This window comes from Ruegeria sp. BH6, assembly GCF_056538105.1.
This window is the reverse complement of record NZ_JBQFSR010000001.1, coordinates 403,716-424,500: the sequence shown is the minus strand read 5'-3', so window position 1 is coordinate 424,500 and position 20,785 is coordinate 403,716. Positions and strand designations below refer to the sequence as shown.

The 20,785-nt window shown below is 54.7% G+C and carries 19 protein-coding genes; 7 read left to right on the top strand and 12 right to left on the bottom strand.

All coding sequences use genetic code 11. From position 1 onward, the window contains the following. Window position 1 precedes the first annotated feature (1 nt). The 4 genes from ACR0B8_RS02125 to ACR0B8_RS02110 all read right to left on the bottom strand — a co-directional run bounded on the left by ACR0B8_RS02125 (window position 2) and on the right by ACR0B8_RS02110 (window position 4,559). Complete coding sequence (locus ACR0B8_RS02125) at window positions 2-1,003, bottom strand: ABC transporter permease (protein ID WP_480657839.1); 1,002 nt, start codon at window positions 1,001-1,003, stop codon at window positions 2-4. Further along, complete coding sequence (locus tag ACR0B8_RS02120; RefSeq protein ID WP_480657841.1) at window positions 1,000-2,523, bottom strand: sugar ABC transporter ATP-binding protein; 1,524 nt, start codon at window positions 2,521-2,523, stop codon at window positions 1,000-1,002. The genes ACR0B8_RS02125 and ACR0B8_RS02120 overlap by 4 nt, the downstream gene beginning before the upstream one ends. Window positions 2,524-2,607: 84 nt before the next feature. Next, complete coding sequence (locus tag ACR0B8_RS02115; RefSeq protein ID WP_170395852.1) at window positions 2,608-3,642, bottom strand: sugar ABC transporter substrate-binding protein; 1,035 nt, start codon at window positions 3,640-3,642, stop codon at window positions 2,608-2,610. A gap of 26 nt (window positions 3,643-3,668) precedes the next feature. Continuing rightward, entirely contained in the window at window positions 3,669-4,559 is an 891-nt protein-coding gene (locus ACR0B8_RS02110; protein WP_226688652.1) for an SMP-30/gluconolactonase/LRE family protein, read from the bottom strand. Between the two features lie 85 nt (window positions 4,560-4,644). Here ACR0B8_RS02110 and ACR0B8_RS02105 point away from each other — a divergent pair, with 85 nt between their 5' ends. The 6 genes from ACR0B8_RS02105 to ACR0B8_RS02080 all read left to right on the top strand — a co-directional run bounded on the left by ACR0B8_RS02105 (window position 4,645) and on the right by ACR0B8_RS02080 (window position 10,809). After that, the gene (locus ACR0B8_RS02105; protein WP_010437239.1) at window positions 4,645-5,316 is read left to right on the top strand and encodes a GntR family transcriptional regulator; all 672 of its coding nucleotides are present in this window, start codon (window positions 4,645-4,647) and stop codon (window positions 5,314-5,316) included. 135 nt (window positions 5,317-5,451) lie between these two features. Then, entirely contained in the window at window positions 5,452-7,017 is a 1,566-nt protein-coding gene (locus ACR0B8_RS02100) for a sugar ABC transporter ATP-binding protein (protein ID WP_480657844.1), read from the top strand. A gap of 2 nt (window positions 7,018-7,019) precedes the next feature. Then, window positions 7,020-8,006, top strand: coding sequence for an ABC transporter permease (locus ACR0B8_RS02095; protein WP_226688810.1), 987 nt, complete (start codon window positions 7,020-7,022; stop codon window positions 8,004-8,006). 56 nt (window positions 8,007-8,062) lie between these two features. Continuing rightward, window positions 8,063-9,058 (top strand): substrate-binding domain-containing protein, encoded by a 996-nt coding sequence (locus ACR0B8_RS02090; RefSeq protein ID WP_010437236.1) that lies wholly within the window; start codon window positions 8,063-8,065, stop codon window positions 9,056-9,058. Between the two features lie 51 nt (window positions 9,059-9,109). Then, complete coding sequence (locus tag ACR0B8_RS02085; protein WP_170357682.1) at window positions 9,110-10,012, top strand: hypothetical protein; 903 nt, start codon at window positions 9,110-9,112, stop codon at window positions 10,010-10,012. Next, the gene (locus ACR0B8_RS02080) at window positions 10,000-10,809 is read left to right on the top strand and encodes an NAD-dependent epimerase/dehydratase family protein (protein ID WP_170357680.1); all 810 of its coding nucleotides are present in this window, start codon (window positions 10,000-10,002) and stop codon (window positions 10,807-10,809) included. Before ACR0B8_RS02085 ends, ACR0B8_RS02080 begins: the two co-directional genes overlap by 13 nt. Before the next feature lie 139 nt (window positions 10,810-10,948). Here the strand turns inward: ACR0B8_RS02080 and ACR0B8_RS02075 are convergent, their stop codons facing one another. Next, a complete protein-coding gene (locus ACR0B8_RS02075) occupies window positions 10,949-11,635 on the bottom strand; it encodes an IS6 family transposase (RefSeq protein ID WP_226688654.1) in 687 nt (228 codons plus the stop codon). 206 nt (window positions 11,636-11,841) lie between these two features. Next, complete coding sequence (locus tag ACR0B8_RS02070) at window positions 11,842-13,788, bottom strand: DUF3604 domain-containing protein (protein WP_319003453.1); 1,947 nt, start codon at window positions 13,786-13,788, stop codon at window positions 11,842-11,844. Between the two features lie 253 nt (window positions 13,789-14,041). Between ACR0B8_RS02070 and ACR0B8_RS02065 the strand changes: the two genes are divergently transcribed. After that, window positions 14,042-15,478 (top strand): arylsulfatase, encoded by a 1,437-nt coding sequence (locus ACR0B8_RS02065; RefSeq protein ID WP_170362889.1) that lies wholly within the window; start codon window positions 14,042-14,044, stop codon window positions 15,476-15,478. Between the two features lie 81 nt (window positions 15,479-15,559). On the opposite strand, the gene ACR0B8_RS02060 is transcribed toward ACR0B8_RS02065, so the two are convergent. From ACR0B8_RS02060 to ACR0B8_RS02035, 6 genes are all read right to left on the bottom strand, one after another. Next, window positions 15,560-16,129: a hypothetical protein gene (locus tag ACR0B8_RS02060; RefSeq protein ID WP_226688655.1), complete on the bottom strand. Its 570-nt coding sequence runs from the start codon at window positions 16,127-16,129 to the stop codon at window positions 15,560-15,562. A gap of 153 nt (window positions 16,130-16,282) precedes the next feature. Continuing rightward, a complete protein-coding gene (locus tag ACR0B8_RS02055; protein ID WP_170362893.1) occupies window positions 16,283-16,384 on the bottom strand; it encodes a DUF2474 family protein in 102 nt (33 codons plus the stop codon). Further along, complete coding sequence (gene cydB / locus ACR0B8_RS02050; protein ID WP_170374659.1) at window positions 16,381-17,382, bottom strand: cytochrome d ubiquinol oxidase subunit II; 1,002 nt, start codon at window positions 17,380-17,382, stop codon at window positions 16,381-16,383. The genes ACR0B8_RS02055 and cydB overlap by 4 nt, the downstream gene beginning before the upstream one ends. Continuing rightward, window positions 17,382-18,764 (bottom strand): cytochrome ubiquinol oxidase subunit I, encoded by a 1,383-nt coding sequence (locus ACR0B8_RS02045; protein WP_226688656.1) that lies wholly within the window; start codon window positions 18,762-18,764, stop codon window positions 17,382-17,384. The genes cydB and ACR0B8_RS02045 overlap by 1 nt, the downstream gene beginning before the upstream one ends. A gap of 404 nt (window positions 18,765-19,168) precedes the next feature. Next, window positions 19,169-19,459, bottom strand: a complete 291-nt coding sequence (locus ACR0B8_RS02040; RefSeq protein WP_226688657.1) for a hypothetical protein — start codon at window positions 19,457-19,459, stop codon at window positions 19,169-19,171. A gap of 143 nt (window positions 19,460-19,602) precedes the next feature. Continuing rightward, window positions 19,603-20,610, bottom strand: a complete 1,008-nt coding sequence (locus ACR0B8_RS02035; RefSeq protein WP_226688658.1) for a helix-turn-helix domain-containing protein — start codon at window positions 20,608-20,610, stop codon at window positions 19,603-19,605. Window positions 20,611-20,785: the final 175 nt, after the last annotated feature.

Here is a 20,785-nt window from a genome sequence, read left to right as displayed (position 1 = left end):
CTCAGGCCTCCTTCTTTACGTTAGACGACTGCTGCGATGAAGGGCGGCCGAACATTCGACCCATCAAGCCCGAAATCTCTGCACGCCACATGTCTATGCCGACGGCCAACAGAATGATCAGGCCCAACACGATGTTCTGAACCGAAGATGGCGCAGCGTTTAGGTTCAAACCATTCTGGACGATTACGATTGTCATCGCCCCCATCAGCGTGGCGAGGATGTTGCCGCGGCCACCTGCAAGGCTGGCTCCGCCGACAACAGCGGCGGCAATGGCCTGAAGTTCCAGCGTCTGGCCATAGTTCGGTGAACCAGAGTTGAGGCGCGCTGACATCAGGATCGCACCAACCGCAGTCATGAAACCTGCGATGACAAATGTCGTCGTCTGAACTTTACGTACGTTGATACCCGTCAGAACGGCAGCGGCTGGGTTGCCACCCACGGCATAAATCTCACGGCCGAGTTTCGTGAAGTTCATAGTGAACGCGGCAAGGACGTAGAAGAACACGAGGTAGAAGAAAGGCATCGGAACGCCGAACAGTTTGCCGTAAAATATTGGCTCCAGCGCCGGATCCAGCGAAAAGATCGGCGATCCATTGTTGAAGGTCAGGGCAAGGCCCCTGAAGGCAATCAACGCCGCCAGTGTAGTGATGAAAGAAGGGATACGCCCATAGGCTGTTATCAGCCCAATGAACAGACCAAGCAATCCGCCCATGAGGAGAATGAGTGGCAACGCCAGAAACAGTGGAATGCCGACAAATTTCAACATTTGCGCAAGGATCATGGTCAGCAAAGCCACCATAGACCCGGAACTCAGATCTATGCCCGCTGCGAAGATCACGATAGTAGACCCGATTGCGATCAAGGCCACGATGCTTACCTGTAGCGACAAGTTAGAAAGGTTGCCCGGGTTCAGGAAGCGTTCCGTTGTAAGTGCCACGATCAGTGCGACGATCACCATTGCTGCAAATGGTCCGATCAACTGGGTGTCAAAGATCCGCTTCATGCGAAAGCCTCCTTAGGCTTGGATTGAGGAGTGTCGGCGGACGCGCGCACAAGGTCGTCATGAGTAAGGTCGGATGCATCGACCGTGCGCACTATCGTTCCGTGCTGCACGACGGCAATCCGATCGCTCATCGCAAGCAACTCATCATGGTCTGAACTGATCAGAATGATCGATTTTCCCGCCCGCGTGAGCCTGTTAATCAGCTTGTAAACAGCGATCTTGGCGCCGATATCGATCCCTTGCGTCGGCTCATCAAGGATCAGAATGTCCGAGGCTGAGAACAGCCAACGTGCAATCACGATCTTCTGCTGATTACCACCAGACAAGAAGTTGACCGTCTTTTCCTCAGCCTGGGTCGAGATTTCCAGATCGCGGATCAGGTCATGAGTGGCTTGCTCTTCCGCCTTGAGATTCAAGACACCGAACCGGCTAAGCCCGCCGAGAGACGCTGCGGTGACGTTCCCGCTTGCGCGGAAATTGAAGAACAACCCGTCAAACTTTCGGTTCTCTGGAACAAGCGCCAAACCCGCACGGATCGCATCAATTTCCCGGCGAAAGCGAACCGGTTTGCCGTTCAGTGATATCTGCCCGGCGGTTAGCTCATCTGTCCCGAATAGGGCGCGGGCAATCTCTGTGCGGCCACTGCCCAATACACCACCCAAGCCCAGAACTTCACCCCGGTGCAACGAAAACGATACATCTTTCACGCCCGAATGGGTGGCCAGACCCGCCGCCTCTAGCACAATATCCTTGGTCGCGTTCTGCTCCTTTGGATAATGCTCACCAATGTCCTCACCGACCATTGCGCTGACAATCTCAGAGACGCTGATCTTGGTCTCGCCACTTGCTCGCACAACACAGCCGTTGCGCAAGATCGTCACTTCATCAACGATCCGTTCAACCTCATCCAGCCTGTGCGACACATAGAGAATAGCGGTACCGCGCTCACGCATATTGCGCAGTAGCTGGTGCAGGCGCTCAATTTCATCGTCACCCAATGCCGCCGTTGGCTCATCCAGGATGATCATGCGGGCGTCCATCGCGACGGCTTTCGCGATCTCGACCAGTTGTTGCTCGCCTACCGATAGCGAGCCGGTGATCGTTTCGGGTGAAACATCGACATCCATTTCCGCCAAAACGCGCGCGGCTTCGTTGTGGACCTTGGCCCAGTCGATCACGCCAAAGCGGGACCGAGGCATATTGCCAAGGAAGATGTTTTCGCCAACCGACAAGGTGGGCACGATAGAGAATTCCTGAAAAACTGTTGCGACGCCCAGTTCACGTGCCGCCTGCGGGTCGCTGATCGTGACCGGCTTGCCATTGTGCAGGATTTGACCGCTATCGGGTTGCTGCACGCCGGACAGTGTCTTGATCATAGTCGACTTGCCACAGCCGTTTTCACCCAGCAGCCCATGAATGGAACCGGGCATAAGCCGGATACAGACCTTGTCATTCGCCAGAACCCCAGGATAGGCCTTGGTGATATCGACAAACTCCCAAAGTGGCGTTGCGGGTGTCATTACGATTGCCTCGATAAATGCGAAACTCGGTTGAGTTGCTTCCCGGCAGCACGCGCACGCGCCACCGGGAAGCGGGGAGAAAACTCAGTACTCTTTGGACGGCTGCGGGAAGAGCTTTTCTGGCTCTTGCAGCACGCTGATCGCACCATCTTTGTCTTCAATTGATGTGGGCGTTTCGATCCAGCCGCCGGGATAGGACCCGTTGAGCGCATCAATGGTTGCGTGCATAGCCGCCTTACCCATCAGGAATGGTGAGGTGTTGACGGTTGCCGTGATGTTGCCAGCCGCAATTTCTTCAAGGCCGGACGTGTCGCCATCATTGCCCAAGAGGACGATGTCACTGCGGCCAAGCGCTTTCGCCGCAAAAGATGCCCCGATGATCATGTAGTCGTTCGCCGCAAAGATCATGTCGAGATCGGGGTTCGACTGCAGGATATCCATACCAGCAGTGTTGCCGCCTTCAACGTTCCATTTACCGTCAATTGAGACCACAACGTCGAAGTTTTCGTTGCCCTCGATACCGTCGAGAAAGCCTCCCACACGCTCGGTCGAGTGATAGCCAGGCTGCCCTTCGATGATTCCGACCTTCAACGGTTGATCGCCATAAGTTTCAATGGCCCAGTCAGCGATGGCATGTGTGCCGTTGCGCTGGGAGTACCCGACAACGCCATGAATTGGCGTCGGGAAGTTCGGGATGTCTGAGTTGATCATCAAAACTGCCATGCCCTTGTCGACGGCCTGCTTCAGCAGTGGTGCGGCAGCAAATTCATCGTGGGTACCAAAGATGATTGCATCCACATCCTGCGTCAGCACATCCTGGATCATTCCCATTTGGCCGTTGATGTCCGCACCGGACTGGGGCGCAAGCATGAAGACTTCGACCCCAGCCTCAGCAGCAACCGCTTTGATGCCTTCACCGATGGCGATGTAATAGTTGAACTCGGTCGCCGGCGGCATATACGCGATCCGGAACGTATCGTTCTTGGGTTCTATCGCATCGATTGGCGCTTGTGCCCCGTCCTCAAGTGGAACCGGTGTTGGATAATTTTCCGCCAGAGCGACCGTTGCCAGCGTGGCGAACCCCGCGACAAGCGTAGTGGTCATAAGCGTTTTCAACATAGTTTTCTCCTCCAGAAATTCGTCGGTTATCCTTTGAATGGCGCGTCGATCACGCCACGAACGCCGGGTTTCACAGCAAAGAGGCCGCCGGATTCCGGTTCTTTTGTTAAAGCTGCGTCGTCACTCATCAGCCTTGAGGTCGTGATGAACAGCGTGTCGAGATCAGGGCCACCGAAAGCGCAACAGGTGGGCTTCCAGACCGGCACCTCGATCACGCGATCTATCGTGCCGTCAGGTGCGACGCGAACAACGCGATGGCCTTCCCATTCGGCGTTCCAGACGCCCCCTTCCGCATCGACACAGGACCCATCAGGCAAGCCAGGCTCATCATTGAAAGAAGCGTGCTGCCGACGGTTCGAAACGGTTCCACTGCGGGTGTCGTAATCAAATGCGACGATTTCCCGATCCGGGGTATCCGCGAAGAACATCGTCTCACCATCGGACGTAAAGCAAGTCGAATTGGCGCAAGACACTCCTTCGATAATCGTCCGTACACTAAAATCCTTATCAACGCGGACGACCGACGAATCGGCCTTACCAGAAACTTCGTTCATGCCTCCAACAATCAATCGCCCCTGGCGATCAGTTCGCCCATCGTTAAGCCGTGTCTCCGGATTGTTCGGCTCGAATCGCGTCACGAGGGTTTCCTCGCTATTGGGCGAATCGAACAAGACAACTCGATCAGCATAAGCAACGATCAGACCGCCAGACGTGCGCGGCGCGAAGCAACACACGCGCTCCGGCATCTCATGAGAAGCGGATTCTGACGTTGCAGGATCAAATGACCAAAGCGCACAGCCTTCAATGTCGGTCCACCAGATTAGGCCATCGGCGGGATTCCAGAAAATCCCCTCCCCGTGCTGGTTCTTACAATCGACGACCAACTCTGCGCGCACTTTTTGATCTCCTAAATACATTCTGATATCTGATATACCAGCTTGCCTAATCTGGTGTATCAGATATCTTGCATCTGGCAACACCTTTTTTTGGAGATATCCTCAGATGGCGCTTGAGAGACCCAAGTCTTTGCGTGAACTCGCACTGGAACATTTGCGGAATAGTATTATCGATGGCTCCCTGAAAATGGGTCAGGTTTTGTCGGAGCGAAAAATCTCCGAAGAGCTGGGCGTATCGAAATCGCCAGTCCGCGAAGCACTCGCTCAATTACGTGACGAAGGGTTGGTCAGTATCGAGCCTCAAAAAGGCGCACGCGTTTTTTCGCTGTCTGAGCCGGAAGTGACTCAGATCTGCGATTTCAGACAGGCTATCGAAACTGCCGCCTTTGAACTTGCGTTGTTGCGGAACCCGGAAGGTCTTGCCGACGACATGCAGCGTGTCGTGAAGGACATGGAGAAAGAACGCAGGCGAGGTAATGAAAAGGGCTACCTTTCACTGGATACCACATTTCATCAGTTGATTTTTGAACATGCCGGTAACGATTATCTGACGGCCAGCTATACACGCTACATCGGTAAGATTGCCGCATTGCGAACCCATTTGGCGAAACTGCCACAGCATACTGAGCTCTCCTTCGATGAGCATTCGAAAATCGCTATTGCCGTTCGCGAAGGTGACATGGCCAAAATCAAATCTCTTCTCACAGCGCATATTGACCGCACCAGACAAGCCTACAAAAGCGCCGCCATCGTCCTCGAAGGAGCGACCGCATCCTAGCAAAAACGTAGCTTCGTTGTGACGGGGGCGGGCCAGAACGGCGCCGCCCCTTTCTTTTGGGCACCTCACTGTCTTTTCTTTTTCAGTTGACATCTGAGATATCAGATGCCAATCAAAAAGCGGGAGGAAGCTTATATGACGCCAGCAATGAAACCTGACTCACCGGGACTACAGCCACTGATCCAACTGGATCGGGTTGGCAAAAGCTTCGGCACGAACATTGTTTTGGATGGCGTCGACTTTGAATTGAGACCCGGCGAAGTTCACGCGCTATGCGGGGAAAACGGCGCCGGAAAATCCACCTGTCTCGGCCTGTTTTATGGACTTCACCAACCTTCTGCTGGGCGTATCCTGTGCGACGGCAAGGAACAGCGGGTCGAAAGCCCGTCGCATGCGCAATCCCTGGGCATCGGCTGTGTTTTCCAAGAGCTCAGCCTCGCTGGCGCGCTCTCTGTTGCGGAAAACATCTACGCGGGCCGCGTGCCCACCCGGTTTGGCGTAGTTGACTGGCCTGAACTGCGCCGCCGTGCGGAGGCGTTACTGGCGGAATTCGGTCTGGATATCGACGTCTCAACACCCGTGGAAAACTTGCCAATTAGCTCCCGCCAGATTGTTGAAATCGCCAAGGCGCTGTCGTTGAATTCCCGCGTCCTTTTGCTGGATGAACCGACATCGGCATTGGCACCCGACGAAGTAGACGCACTATTTGAAGTCCTAAAGTCCCTGACAAAAAAAGGGATTGGCATCGTCTATGTCAGCCACCATATGGCCGAGATTTTCCAGATCTCGGATCGCATTACCGTTTTGCGAGATGGGCGCCACATCAGCACTTTACCGGTTTCGGAAACTTCTCAGGAACAAGTCGTTGCCGAGATGATCGGCGGCGCTCACCCCGGCGATGTCTCGCGGTCAGGTAAGGTTAACGGCGAAGAGGTTTTGCATGTCCAAGACCTAACCCATCTAGGTGAATTCGAAGACATTTCTTTCTCCATTAAAGCCGGAGAGATTGTAGGGATGGCAGGGTTGATGGGCGCTCGCCGCAGCGAGATTGTTCGATCGATTGTCGGGCTGATGCATGGCGCGACCGGGGAGATCAGACTGCACGGCAAGCCTGTTAACTTTGCGTCCTTGCGGCAGGCGATGCGTGCTGGGGTCGGGTTTGTTCCCGAGGAACGCAAGACTGAAGGCCTCTTTCTGGAACAATCACTCAGCGACAACCTGATCGCGGCCAGTCTTTCCGATCATGCGTCTGCTGGGTTCATGCGTTCGGGCTCGATCAAAGCAGCCAGCCAAACAGCCATTGACGCCTTCAGTGTCAAAACCAGCGGGATTAACGAGCTTGTTGGTGATCTCTCAGGCGGCAATCAACAAAAGATTATGTTGGCCAAGTGGCTCAAACGCGCGCCAGCTCTTCTGATCATTGAGGAGCCCACAAAAGGGGTCGATGTCGGAGCCAAATTCCAAATCCACACGGAACTTTTGCGTCGAGCAGCCGAGGGAATGGCCATCCTCGTCGTGTCATCCGATTTTCCCGAACTTGTCTCTCTCTCGACCCGCATCCTTGTCGTCCACGACGGTCGCCTCATGGGAGACATCGCAGCCGCCGAGGCAACCGAAACCACGCTTCTTCAAATGGCCGCTGGAAATTCCGTTCCAATTGTGGACGCACCCCAAACCAATCAATCAGGAGTCGCGACGTGACCATGACCGCTCAAGCCAACTTGCCCATGAAGCGTCCGCTGCTGCGCCGTGTTTTACAAGCTTTTGTCGATATTCGTGAACTGACGCTGATCGTGCTGATCGCCGCCATCATCATCGTGATGTCCAACGTTAATCCCTATTTCCTCAGCTTCTCAAACTTTCGAGCCGTGGCCGTGGGCATGGCCCCCACTGTGATCATCGTGATCGGCATGGCGATCCTACTTGCATCCGGCGGGTTCGATCTTTCCGTTGGATCGGTTATGGCTTTGTCTTCCACCGTCGTAGCCATGCTACTTTTGACTGGCATGCCGATTCCGCTCGCGGTGGTATGCGGACTAGTGCTGGGTGGAATTGTCGGTGTAGTGAACGGTTTGCTGGTGACCGGTCTTGGGATCAATCCGCTCATCGCGACCCTCGGCACGATGTCGATTGCGCGAGGCATCGCTCTTGTCCTGACCGAAGGTTTTTCTGTCTCAAGCCTGCCAGCATCATTTGCCTGGATCGGCAAAGCTGACATAGGCGGCTTTCCTGTAATCGTCTTGTTCACCATTCTGCTTGTCGTCCTGTTTGACCTGGCTGTCCGCCATACACGCTTTTTCCGTCAGGTCTATTTCATCGGCGCCAATGAAAAGGCCGCGATGTTGTCAGGCATCCATGTCACACGCGTGCGTATCATTCTGTACGCACTGACCGGTATTCTGGCTGCTTTGGCCGGAGTTTTGCTGGCCTCGCGCCTGATGAGCGGTACGCCCACAGCAGGCAACGGCATCGAACTTCAGGTTCTGGCGGCGGCAGTCATCGGTGGCGCATCTCTACGCGGCGGCGAAGGTACTATTCTTGGTGCTTTCCTCGGCGTCGTTTTCGTCGCGTTGATCAACAACACCATGACGATGCTGGCCGTATCGATCTACTGGCAGATGATCGTCATCGGCGGTGTGCTCGTTACAGCGGTCGCCTTGGACATGCTGATCCGAAGCAAACGGGGCTAATCCGCAAGCTTTCCAAAACTCAACAACAACCAAAGATCCAAAACAGGGAGACTACGATGACTGAATTGAATGTGAATCGGCGCAGGCTGCTGACAGCGGGCACCACCGCTGGACTGGCCGCAGCGTTCGGACTGCCCATGCTGTCCAAAGAAGCCATGGCACAAGCGGCCGGCAAGGAGTATGTTTTCCTGTCCATCGTCACGCAGGTGCCGTTCTGGGTGGACTATCGAAATGCGATGGAAGACCTTGAAGAATTGATGGGCATCAAGGCCACATTCACGGGCCCGTTGGATTTCGACACGGCCGCACAAGCACGCCAATTGGATGAACTGATCGCAAGACGTCCCGCTGGCATCCTTATCTTCCCCGGTGATCCAGCCACTCTGGCCCCCGGCGTCGAACGTGCGGTCGAGGCTGGCATTCCAGTCACATGTTGTATTGGCGATATTCCCGACAGTCCCCGATCCACATTCCTTGGTATCAACGGCGTTCAAGCAGGACGTGTTGGCGGCGAAATGCTCGCGCAAGCGATTGGCGGGAAAGGCAAGGTTATCCTCGGCACTTTCCCTGCCCCCTCCACATTGGAGCGGGTCGAGGGGTACAAACAGATCTTTGCCGAGAAATACCCGGATATCGAGGTCGTCGACGTCGTCAACGATAAGGCCGACCCGTCCTATGCGCCGACAGCCTATCTTCAGGCCATTCAGGCGAACCCGGATATTGTTGGCATTGGCGGCACGGACGGCGACAGCGGCAAAGGCGCTGCAATTGCAGTCAATGAGGCGGGACGCAAGGACATCAAGATCGTCGCGATGGACCGAAATGATGATATGCTTCCCTATATCGAAGACGGCACAATTCACGGCGCTGTGGCTCAGAAATCCTATCTTGAGATCTTTCTCGCCTTCCACATGATGCATTGGCAGAACACTGACGCGCTGAAAGTCTTGCCCGATTGGAAGGCGGCTGGCATCAATCCTTTGCCAGAGCGTGTTGAAACCGGGGTTATGCCGATTACGGCCGAAAACGTCGTCCAGTTCAAACACACCTAAGCGATTGTCCCAGCGCATTCGATCGCGCCGGGAACCGATAGGAGGGGGTACATGTCGGACAGATGGAGCGTTCTTCACCTGCAGCAAAACGATCTGCGGCTGACACTCCTGCCCGGCATCGGGGGCCGCTTATGGGACATAAACTTCCAAGGTCGCTCCCTCCTGTTTCAGAATGCAGATCTCATCGGGTTGGATGTCGATGACACACGGCTTGCTGATCTGCCCACACGCTCTCCACAATTTGGTTTTCCGCTCTGGGGCGGCGAGAAGACTTGGATCGCCCCGGATGCATCATGGATAAACGGCGCTCCGTTTCCCGTGTTGGACAGCGGCGCTTACCAGATCACTTCAAGAAGCAGCACTCGTATCGACATGACCAGCGCAGTATGCCCGAGTTCGCACTTGTCGGTGTCGCGCCGCATCACACTAACCTCGGCGGAAAGCTGGGAAATAGAACACATCGTTGCCAACCATGGGACCTCCTCGCGCCTCACCGGCATTTGGTCAGTCATGATGCTTAATACCCCTGCCAAGATCGGTGTCGAGTTGGAAGACCCCGCGTTTTATCCTGTTTTTGGCTCTGCCGAAGGGATGATAGCGACGCACGGCAATGGCATTGTCGTGGATTGCAACAGACAGCAGGAATTCAAGGTCGGGTTACCGAACCCCAACGGTCGTACACTGATGCGGTGCGGCCCTAACACCCCATTGCTAATGTGCTCGGTACCAGAACCTCAACAGGGCGATCAATTTGCACACGACTATCCGTTTGAGGTCTTTAATTCGGCCGATTACGCCTATTGCGAAGCGGAGTGGCACTCCCCGGCACGCAACCTCGCACCGAATGAAACGCTGAGTTTTCGGCAAACGTTCCGCTTCTTGACGGATGAAGATGCAACCCAATTGCCATTGAGGCTCACAAACAACAAGGAGTTCCTGTCATGCATGTCTTGATTACAGGCGCAGGCGGGCATCTCGGCCGCAAACTCTTCAACGCGCTAGAAAGCGACTCCGATTACACCGTCTCTGGCATCGACATCCGTCCCGTTGATCATCCCGACATTCACACAGCAGACCTGTCCGACGACAGCAGTTGGGTCAGTTTGCTTAAGGGAGTGGACGTTATCGTGCATCTAGCTGGTGACCGAGAGCCCTCCGCCACCTGGGCCTCCGCGATCAAACACAATATGGATGCAACGCTTTCTCTCTATCACCATGCGGCAGCCATGGGCGTCAGCCGCGTGGTTCTTGCCAGCTCCAACTGGGTTCACGGCGACAAAAGGTTCACGCATCAGGTGCTCAACAGCACGACACCACCAGGGCCAGTAAACGCCTACGGCATGTCAAAGCTATTCTGTGAACGGACAGGGGCTTATTTCGCTGAGCATCACGGACTGTCGGTCATCTGCTTGCGCATCGGCTGGACGCAATGGACTCACGGCAACCAACCCGGCACACACATGGCGATGGGCCGGTGGGGTCAGGAAATGTGGTTGAGTGATCGGGACTTTCTAAGCGGAATGCGCGCCGCAATAGATGCCAAGGATATTTCCTTCGCAGCCCTAAACCTAATGTCAGTTAACCCGGGGATGCGCTGGGATATCACCGAAACGCGGCAAGCGATTGGCTACTCTCCAAAGGACGGAAGCCCCGCGAAAACAACAGTGGGCATTGTCTTAAGATCCACGCTGAAACGGCTGTTTACAGTCCGACTCCCCAGCTATTTCACGACACATTTTCCGGATTGGTAGAGTACAAGGTCCGGGCATTGTTGCGTCTCGCACAATCAGCTTCCGAAACCTCCTATCGAATTAAGGGTGCTGTCAGACGAATTCTAACCAGTCTCAGTTTGCCGCGGAAACCGCAAACCTATCCGGAACAAAGTTGACGTCACTCGCTAAGAGCGGCGGCGCGGGTCAGCTTGAAGGTATCTCGGCTTGCGAGCGATCCTTCTTGGTTGAAGTGGTTGTAGACAGAGGAGTGGACCGAGACGAATTTCTGTAGACTTCGCATGCGCCTGAACCGTTGCATGGCGCGTTCGCGTCGTCGGAAAGGAAGGTGTGAATTCTCGACGCGGTTATTGAGCCACCTTCCCGTCTGCTGTTTTTCGGCAGCGCCGAGCTCTCTGAGAGCGGCCCGACACGATGCGAAGCGATCCGTGACGACGTTTTCCGCTTTACCGTGCCGCTTCATCAATTTCTTGAGGAATTTCAATGCCGCCTGCTTGTTTCGGCGTTTGGTAACGACGGCTTCCAGCACTTCGCCCTCATGATCAACGGCCCGCCAAAGATAATGCCGCTTACCATTTACCTTCACGAAAACCTCGTCAACGTGCCACTGCCATTTGGAGAACGAGCGCAGCTGCTGAACACGATTCCGCCTTATCTCAGCAGCAAACATCGGGCCAAACCTGTTCCACCAATACCGGACAGTTTCGTGGCTCACGTCGATCCCGCGTTCGTGCAGCAGATCTTCGACATTCCTAAGCGAGAGCGGGAAACGGATGTACAGCATCACCGCAAGGCGGATGACCTCGGGACTGGTTTTGAAGTATTTGAAAGAGGCGGGTCTGGTCATGGGCAAAAGCTACGCAACACCCCTGCCCCGCTCAACCCAAGTTCTTCTGACAAGACCCACGCAGTTTGGTAAATGTCGGCTCTGGGCTCAGAGCAGCCGTTCGCTGCGCGGAGCATCAGCGACCGTTGTGCGGACAAAGTAGCCGTATGGTTTCAACACCCAGTGACTACCTTTTGTTGAAATTAGTCTAAGACCATTGGTGCCTTTCAGTTCTCGGGCGTATACCAAATTGGCGAAGTGTACGCGCGTTCCTGCGTTGACGTCGGAACCTCCGCAGGTAGTTCGTCTCCGAACCGAACGGAGTCGTAAATTGTCCACCTCGGTGTGGGAATTTCCAAGACACGGGCATAGTAGAAAGCCCTAACTGAAGGATCGAAATTAGGATCCTTCCAAACAGTGATCAGCTCTGGAGACCCTATAGAGTTGGTAAACGTGCCCGTTGCAACATCCACGGTGTTCCCCACCACTGGCAGGTTGCCGTCCGCATCAGGTTCTCGGTCTCCCGACCAAGCCACGTCATAAACCCGCTCTTCAGTATCGCCGTTGGCATTTAACCAACCCTTCACAATCTGAATACGGTCGAGATTGCCGGAAAATGGGTCTTTTAGGGCAGCGATGAGGAAAGTTGGGGCGTCTGCGCTCTCAGGGGTTTGTGAGAGGTCTCCACCCATCGGAACGCCTTTTTCGTATCCTATTTCGGCGGGCAAACGGGATCTTGCATCTTCTTCCGTAAAGTCCCAGGCACCAAAGAAACGGACCGCAATGCGACTACCGGTTGTCCCGTAAACCTCTTTCCGTTCCATGGCGTCGAATATAGCTTCGCGTGTATTGTCTTCAGCCCAAACTGCTGCGTAGCCAGAGGCCGCCATTTCCCACCCGAGAATCCTCAAGGCATCAAACTCACCAACGACATGCTGCCAACGGCCAGGTTCCGGCTCGACACCGGAGTGTTTGCCAAAGAAATTGTCTTCTTCCGCCGTTGCCAAAGCCGTATGGCTGTCAGTCGAGCCCACTACTCCGAACTTGTATGGATTGGTGCCGAGCTGAGCCTCTAGTTTGAGACCATTCTTCAAAGCCTCGCGCGCGTATTCGTACTGAAGCATCCAGTCTTCTTTGGGCGTCGGACCCAGATTGGATTTATCCCAGGTTTCATAGTCGGCAAACTCATCGTTCGGGCTGAGAAAAGGGTGAGTTTCTCCGTCACCCTTGATCTGGGTGATCTCATACATCGGCTCCCACTTAGCACGCCGCTCTGCGTAGTCTTCGGTCAAAGGTTCGCCCGTTTCCGGGTTGGTTTCCACCGGAAACATCAGGCCGTTTGAGACGTTGCCGTTGTGGGCAAGGGCAAGTACACGGCCGCCGGTCTCTAGTTCATAAGTTTCCATCCAGTCCCACAAACGTTCGGGATTAAATGTTTCTGCGGTTGTGAATGGCAGCATCTGCCGTGCGCGAATGGCATCATCTCGGTAGATCACGTTGCGGTGGAGGTTGTTGCCTCCTTCTGTGGACGTCCATTCGTACCCGATGAACGCAGTGAATGCGCCGGGGTCGTTGTGATGATCCGCAGTTTGCGTGAATTCGTCCCAAACGGATTGTACGAACCTGCGATCTGAAACAGCCTCGGGAAGAGCATCACCGGTTATACCCGCAAAGGTTTCTATGACTTCCATTGTTGCGCCGAGAGCAACATCTCCACCGGCGTTTAGACGTTCGTTCCAGTCTCGAAGTGTTGGATCACGCATCAGGGTAGAATTCCCTGCGACGATCTCATTCATGGCGCCCATGGCGTCCGAGTGATCGGATACGACAAGCCAGTCGAGGGGGCGCGATAACTGCACCCGAAGGCCGTGCGACGTAGTGACTTCCTCACCGCGTGCAAATCTATAAGCATCGTCTGGGCTCAGGATGACGCCAAACCCTCGCGCGTCGAGCGAATTTGACGTGTGCAAGTGAGTGTCACCCCACAGAGGTCGTGTAGGAAAGTCTCGACCTGCATAAGGTGAGAAATCAGCGGGCGCGGGTTCGCGCATATCATCAACCGATATGGTCATCTCTCCGACTTGCCCGCCTTGTGCGGCCTCTTGAGCATTTGAAGAACTTGATAGGAATGCTGCGGAAACTATTGCTGTCGATGTCGTCAGAAAAAACTTCATTTGAACCTCCCAGACGCGCTTAATGCCAGCCTATGGCAACATCTGAGCCGACTGTTCGTCAAGGAAAACAACGGTTTTTCTTAGATGAGCTCAAAAGATCTCAGGAGAGGTTCGACTAGTCCGGGGCCGCAGCTTCGCCCTGACCTCTGGTACTCAGCCGCGGTGAAAAAGTACCGCAATGATACGACGTTATTGACGACTGGTGACTTGGTTCGTCAGTCTTGAGTCCGTGATCTTGATTGGAGACGTTGTTATGAAGTGGTTATCGCGAACATTCCTGCTGTCCTTGTCTCTTCTATTTGCCACGGGCGCTTCAGCTCAAGATAAACCCAACATCGTATTCATATTTTTAGATAATTTTGGTTGGGGCGAACCTGGGTTCAATGGAGGCGGCATAATCCGAGGTACAGCGACCCCCGAGATGGACGCCCTCGCTGCGGAGGGGCTACGACTCACAAACTTCAACGTAGAAAGCCAGTGCACGCCGTCCCGTGCAGCGACCATGACAGGACGATACGGTATCCGAAGCGGCAACCACACGGTCCCACTGGGCGGCGGCGTCTACGGCCTAACTCAGTGGGAAATCACGGTGGCGGAGATGCTAAAGGATGTGGGATACAACACGGCCATGTACGGCAAGTGGCACCTTGGCTGGACCGAAGGACGCTATCCAACGAATCAAGGATTCGACGAATTTTACGGAGTTGAGACCACTGACGTTACAGTCTGGCGCACGCTTCCGGGATTTGCTGAAGCCAACTTGGAGGAGCCTGTTGTGATGCAGGGTGTTGCAGGCGAGCCAGCAACCATCGCGCGGGACTACGATCTCGACTATCGCGGCGAGATAGACGGCGAACTGACGAAAAAGGCTATCGACTTTATCGAAGCGAAGAGTTCCGAAGACGCGCCGTTTTTCATCTATCTTGCATATACGCAGACCCACTATCCAAATATCGCGTCCGAGGAGTTTGATGGCGCCACTGGAAACGGCGTCTGGGCAGACATTCTGCTTCAAACAGATAGCTATATCGGACGCATCGTTGATGCGATTGAAGCGGAAGGTGTTTCCGACGACACCGTGGTGATATTCACCGCTGACAACGGCCCCGAAGCTCTTCCAGTTGGAAATGCCAACGTCTCGCCGGTTCCTGCTGTACATGGTACAGCCGGGCCTTGGCGCGGCACTCTGTTCACCAGCCTCGAAGGAAGCATGCGTGTACCCTTTGCAATCAAGTGGCCGGGAAAGATCCCTGCCGGTTCAGAAAGCAACGATGTTGTCCACTCAATGGATCTCTATCCGACACTTGCAGCTTTTGCAGGGGGCAAGGTGCCTGATGACAGGGCCTTTGATGGTGTCGACCAGTCAAAGTTCTTTCTTGGTGCCCAACCAAACTCAAACCGAGAAGGCGTGATCGTCTACATGGGTGAGCAGGTGTACGGAGTAAAGTGGAAGGATTGGAAAGTTCTTTTCAAGGAGAATACGACTGCTTTTGGTGCAACGGAGTCTTTCGACACACCAAGGGTCTACAACCTTTTGAATGATCCACACGAGCGTGAAAGCGTACTCTTCCCGCACACATGGGCAGCCGAAAAGGCGCTGCCGCAGTTGCAGGAGCACATTGCAACCTTCGAGGAACACCCTCCAATCCCACCGGGAACGCCTGATCCGTACGAACCACCCAAAAACTGAACGGCGGCTTTGTCCGCAAAGCCGTCATCCGACTTTTTTTGTCAGATGACCGCGTTGAGCCCAAAACGAAAGTTCACTCGCCTAAGGCGAAGCGAGTGGTTTTGGACGATTTTGCATTAGCCTGATCCCAAGTAGCAGAGACAAACATCCAAACGCCAATCCCATAGCGAGGGCATTGGCAACGAAGATACCGCCAAACAGGGATATCGCTGTTCTTCCCGCCTGCTCGATAGACGTGTCTACTACGATCGATACCCAGTCTTTCAGGTATAATGCGAACAGGATCGAAAGCCCTACGGGCGAAATGATAAGCGCTGCACCGAGAGAGGCCAATCCTCGCCCAAGGACGGATCGCAGTGTTGATCCTTTCAGTACTATTGCGGCTGTAGAAGCAAAAACGACAAGCGCAGAGAGTAGGACGAGCAACATGTCCACAATTGGGAAGAGGTCTTTCGTAACAGTTCCCGTAAGGGTCGAAGTGAATGGCAATAGAACGAAGGTCGCAAACCCTGCTGCAAGGAGCCCTGTGAATAGCTTTGGCAACAGGCCAGACGAGCGGCTATCGCCCAGCTTTTGTTGCTTAGGTAGAGTGGGCAGAGCCGGGTCAATCTGATCCCACTGCACAGACATTTGTTTTTGACGAGAAAGCATTACAGCCCCCTTGCATTGTTAAGTTTGAGACGACCCAGCCAGCCGCGTGTTATTGAAAATCTGGTGAGCTGAAACGGGGTTTCTTTCGGCGCTTGGACTAATATTTGCGCGAGTTGGACATGCCGACGCGCGAGCATTGGTATCTTTGCAATTTCAGGTGATGAACAACCTGATTACGTAAGCGACATTGGCTAGGCACAAGACGCTGCCGAACCATATCGCGCTGAACCAGAAAACTTGCTTTATCAGTTTCAATGGAAGCTCTCCTCTGGATCGATCTTTCCGCGGAATACCCAGTACGTGTAGGCGGTGTAAGCAAGGATCACAGGCAGCAGAATGACGGCTCCGACCAGAGCGAAAGCCAAACTGCTGTCAGGTGCTGCGGCTTCGGCAATCGTGAGACTTGGGGGTAGCATATAGGGATAGAAACTGATCCCAATGCCAATGAAGCACACGACGAACAAGGCAATGGCGCAGAAGAAGGGCTGATAGTCGCGCTGTGTCTTCAGGCCGCGATGAAGCATCCAAGCAATGAGAGCAACAACAGCCGGCACACACACAGAGAAAACTACACCGGGCCACGAAAACCATCTGATCAGATAGATCGGATCTTGGAACGGGGTCAAAAGACTGACGAGGCCAATCAACCCGAGCGTCATGAGCATCAGTGGACGTGCATAGGAACGCATCTGGTGCTGTATTCCGCCCGTTGTTTTCATATTGAGCCAGGTCGCGCCCAGCAAGGCATACCCGATCACCAAGGCCACACCCGATAGGACAGAGAACGGCGTCAGCCAATCCCACTGTGCACCTGCGTACAGCCGATCTTCGACCGGAATGCCCTGGACCAGCGCGCCAAGCGTGATGCCTTGGCAGAAGGCAGCCACGGTTGAACCGCCGTGAAACGCGACATCCCACAGCCAGCGCCCACGCACCGTTCGCCACCGGTATTCGAAGGCGACACCGCGGAAAACAAGCGCAAGAAGCATGATGATAACGGGCAAATAGATCGCGGGCATCACCACGGAATAAGCCAGCGGGAAAACAGCGAACAAACCTCCGCCGCCCATGACCAGCCAGGTTTCGTTCCCGTCCCATACCGGAGTGACTGAGTTCATCATAACATCCCGATCTTTGTCGGTTTTCGCGAATGGAAAGAGGATTCCAATTCCAAGATCGAAACCGTCCAGGATCACGTAGGTTAAAACGGCAAACGCTATTATGCCTGCCCAGATTGTCGAGAGTTCAAGCATTACGCCGCCTCCGCCATAGTCGGGATTTCAATAGTTCTGTAATTTTCCCGAGGACCTTCGGCGGGTGCTTTGCCCATGAGGCGCAGCATGTAGAACGTGCCCGCTCCGAACACGGCGAAATACACTACGATGAACGCTATCAAAGACGCGGCAACAGAAGGTGCATCCACTTGTGAGAGTGAGTCCGATGTCCGCATCAGCCCGTAAACTGTGTACGGCTGGCGCCCCACTTCGGTGGTGATCCAACCGCCCAGTACCGCGACAAACCCGCTGGGTGCCAATAGAACGGATGTCCTCTGCAACCAGCGATCGTCGTTGAGACGGCCGCGAACCCGCTGAACAAGCGACCACAAGCCGATACCCAGCATGGCAAAGCCGATGGCGAGCATGATGCGGAAGCTGTAGAATACGATCGCGACCGGGGGTTCTTCGTCATCGGGGATAGTGTCCAGCCCGTCAAGCGGCGCGTTGGGGTCATGTTTCAGGATCAGCGATGATAGTTTCGGGATTTCGATGGCGTAGTCCACGCGCTTTTCATCTTCGTTTGGAATGCCGAACAGGATTAGCGGTGCACCTTCGGGGTGGCTGTCAAAGTGACCTTCCATCGCCATCACTTTCTGCGGCTGATGCTCCAGCGTATTCAAACCATGAAGGTCGCCGGCAACGATCTGCAGAGGGGTGGTTAGAACGGCCATCCACATTGCCATCGAGAACATTCGAGTGATCTCAGCCGTGCGATTGCGCCGCAGCAAATGCCACGCCGCAACCCCGGCCACCACAAAAGCAGTGGTGAGATAGGCGGCAAGAACCATGTGCGTCAGGCGGTAGGGGAAGGACGGATTGAAGACAATCGACCACCAGTCATCGGGAATGAACTGCCCCAGTTCGTTGATGTCAAACCCAGCTGGGGTTTGCATCCAGGAATTGACTGACAAGATCCACGTAGCCGATATCAGAGTGCCAAGAGCGACCATCGCTGTGGCCATCATGTGCAAGCTCGGACCGACGCGTTCGCGACCGAAAAGCATAATGCCGAGGAAGCCTGCCTCCAGGAAAAAGGCTGACATGACCTCGTAAGCCATCAAGGGCCCGATTACAGGGCCTGCGGTGTCCGAGAATGTGCTCCAATTCGTACCGAATTGGTACGACATCACGATGCCGGACACGACACCCATCGCAAAACCAACTGCGAAGATCTTTTTCCAGTAGTTGAACAGGTTGAGGTAAGTCCTGTCATTGCGCCATAGCCAGAGGCCATTGAGAACGGCCAAGAAGCTTGCCAAGCCGATAGAAAAGGCCGGGAAGATGATGTGAAACGACACAGTAAAGGCAAACTGGATGCGTGCCAGAGTCTCTGCGTCAAAGTTTGCGAATAAGTTCATTGCCGTTTCCTTTGGCATTGGGTTGCAAAGTGCGGCAGTGAACAGAAGTACCTCGGCTGCCAGCTCGTCGATGTCATTCAGATGAGCCGGATTTGGGTTGTTGCCTGTTTCAGTTCATTTGGGTTCTGGACGGTTGTTTTTGGGTTTTGGACAAAACCCAGTTCCCATTGGCTGGGACTGAGGCTGAAAGTTGAAACCGCACCTTCAGGAAACAATTGCGTTCGAGGGCTCAAAACAAAGTTGCCACCCGGCTCGTTTGTGAGCTGGATGGCAACCTATCAGAAACTGTGCGAGTTCTGTGCGGGATGGTCAGTCAAACTGCGTCTGGATGCTAACAGCGCATGCTGACCGGTCGGGTTTGTTCGGTTGTGTTTCTCCTTGTTTGCTTCACTGGGGGTGGTGTCTTAGTCGTTCCAGTCTTTGTGTTCTTCTTTAAAGTCGTCGCGACGCTCCTGGGCTTCGTCCTGCGCGTCTTCGAAATTGTCCTTTTGGATCGCGCCGCCTACGGCTCCGACTGCGGCACCAGCGGCCGCGCCACCTACGATGCTTTCGCCTGCGATGCCGGCGACAGTGGCGCCGACAACTGCACCCTTGATCGCCTTGTCGGTGACGTAGTCAGCATGAGCTGTTGCCGCCATGGTGATCAGAAGTGCGCTTGAGATCGGGGCGATAATGAATTTCTTCGAGGTCTTCATAGGGTTCATCCTTGTTCTGGGTTAGCAACCACCGTGGCTGCTGTGTGCCATTGAACTAGGTGACCCGATGGCCCGCTTTCTTTTGGAGACGGGACAAGGTTTTGTGGATCTTGGACATCTTTCGATCCCCGGTGCCAGTCCCTCTAGCGGCCAGCTTTACGGAATCTGGCAGGCGTTTCACCTGTCCAGCGCTTGAACGCCACCGAAAAGGCGGCCTGATCCGCAAATCCAAGCATGAAGGCAACACGGGCAACACCCTCACCGCTACGCAGCATGCGTTTGGACAGGTCGCACAGCACACCTTCCAGAAGAGCCTTAAAGCTTGTTCCCTCGGCCGACAGGTGCCGTGTCATGGTCCGACGCGTCAGGCCAAGTTCTCCGGCTATATCGTCGCCGTTTGGTATCGGTCCGGGAAGACGTTCGCCGAGCATATCCATTATGCGGTCGGACAGACTACGGACTGCATCAGGCTGCGCCTTCAGTTGCTCTTCTCCGTGCCTTCGTAAATGTCCCAATAAGGTGGGGTCTGCCGTTGGTATCTTAAAACTCATGCCGTTTGTGGGCAGGGCCAAGGCGTATCCAGACTTGAAGCCTACGACTTCACATCCCGCCAATTCGGCCAGCCGCCGGCAGTGCTCGTCGTCGTCCGTTTCCAACTCGATAGAGATCGGGGCAAGCCTGCCAGAGGTGATTTGTTGAACTCGCTTAAAAAGGCCGAATATCAGCATTTCGCGATGACGAGGATATTGATGTGCCGGGATTACATTGCTCTCCAGAGTGATCCTTGGCTCGTCGGGCGCCCCCACCACGTCCAGACTCAAGTCAGGGTCTTGCATTGCGTAAAAACGTTGCGTAAGCGCCAGCGCGTCTTCGATCGTTTCGGCTGCACGAACGATGTAAGCCAAAAGCGTTCCGGGACCTTGCGCCGAAAGCCCAACGCGCGCGGCAAAAGTTTTGTCTTCCAAAACCCGGCAGGCAGTTTCAACTGCGCCCGCCTCATGTAGCAGCTCGACAGTTGCGTCGGGGCTATCGCCGATATCAACGGGTGCCCCCGCCATTTCCAGGACTTCGGGAAACGGAATGCGCGCGCCGGGTTCTTGAGAATAACGCAGCCCGACGTTTCGCAGTCTGTAAGTGCTGATGCGTGGCACTTTCACGTCCTCCCCTGAATGGCACGCAACTCCCGGCAGTCACAGCAATTGTCCAGAAGCCAACAACAAATGTCCAGAACCCTCAGGATTGCAGGCGCGACGACGGTTAGGTCCGGGTCATCAGAAAGGAAACGACCATGATCTACTTCGCAAGGTACTACCGCGTACTGAAGGC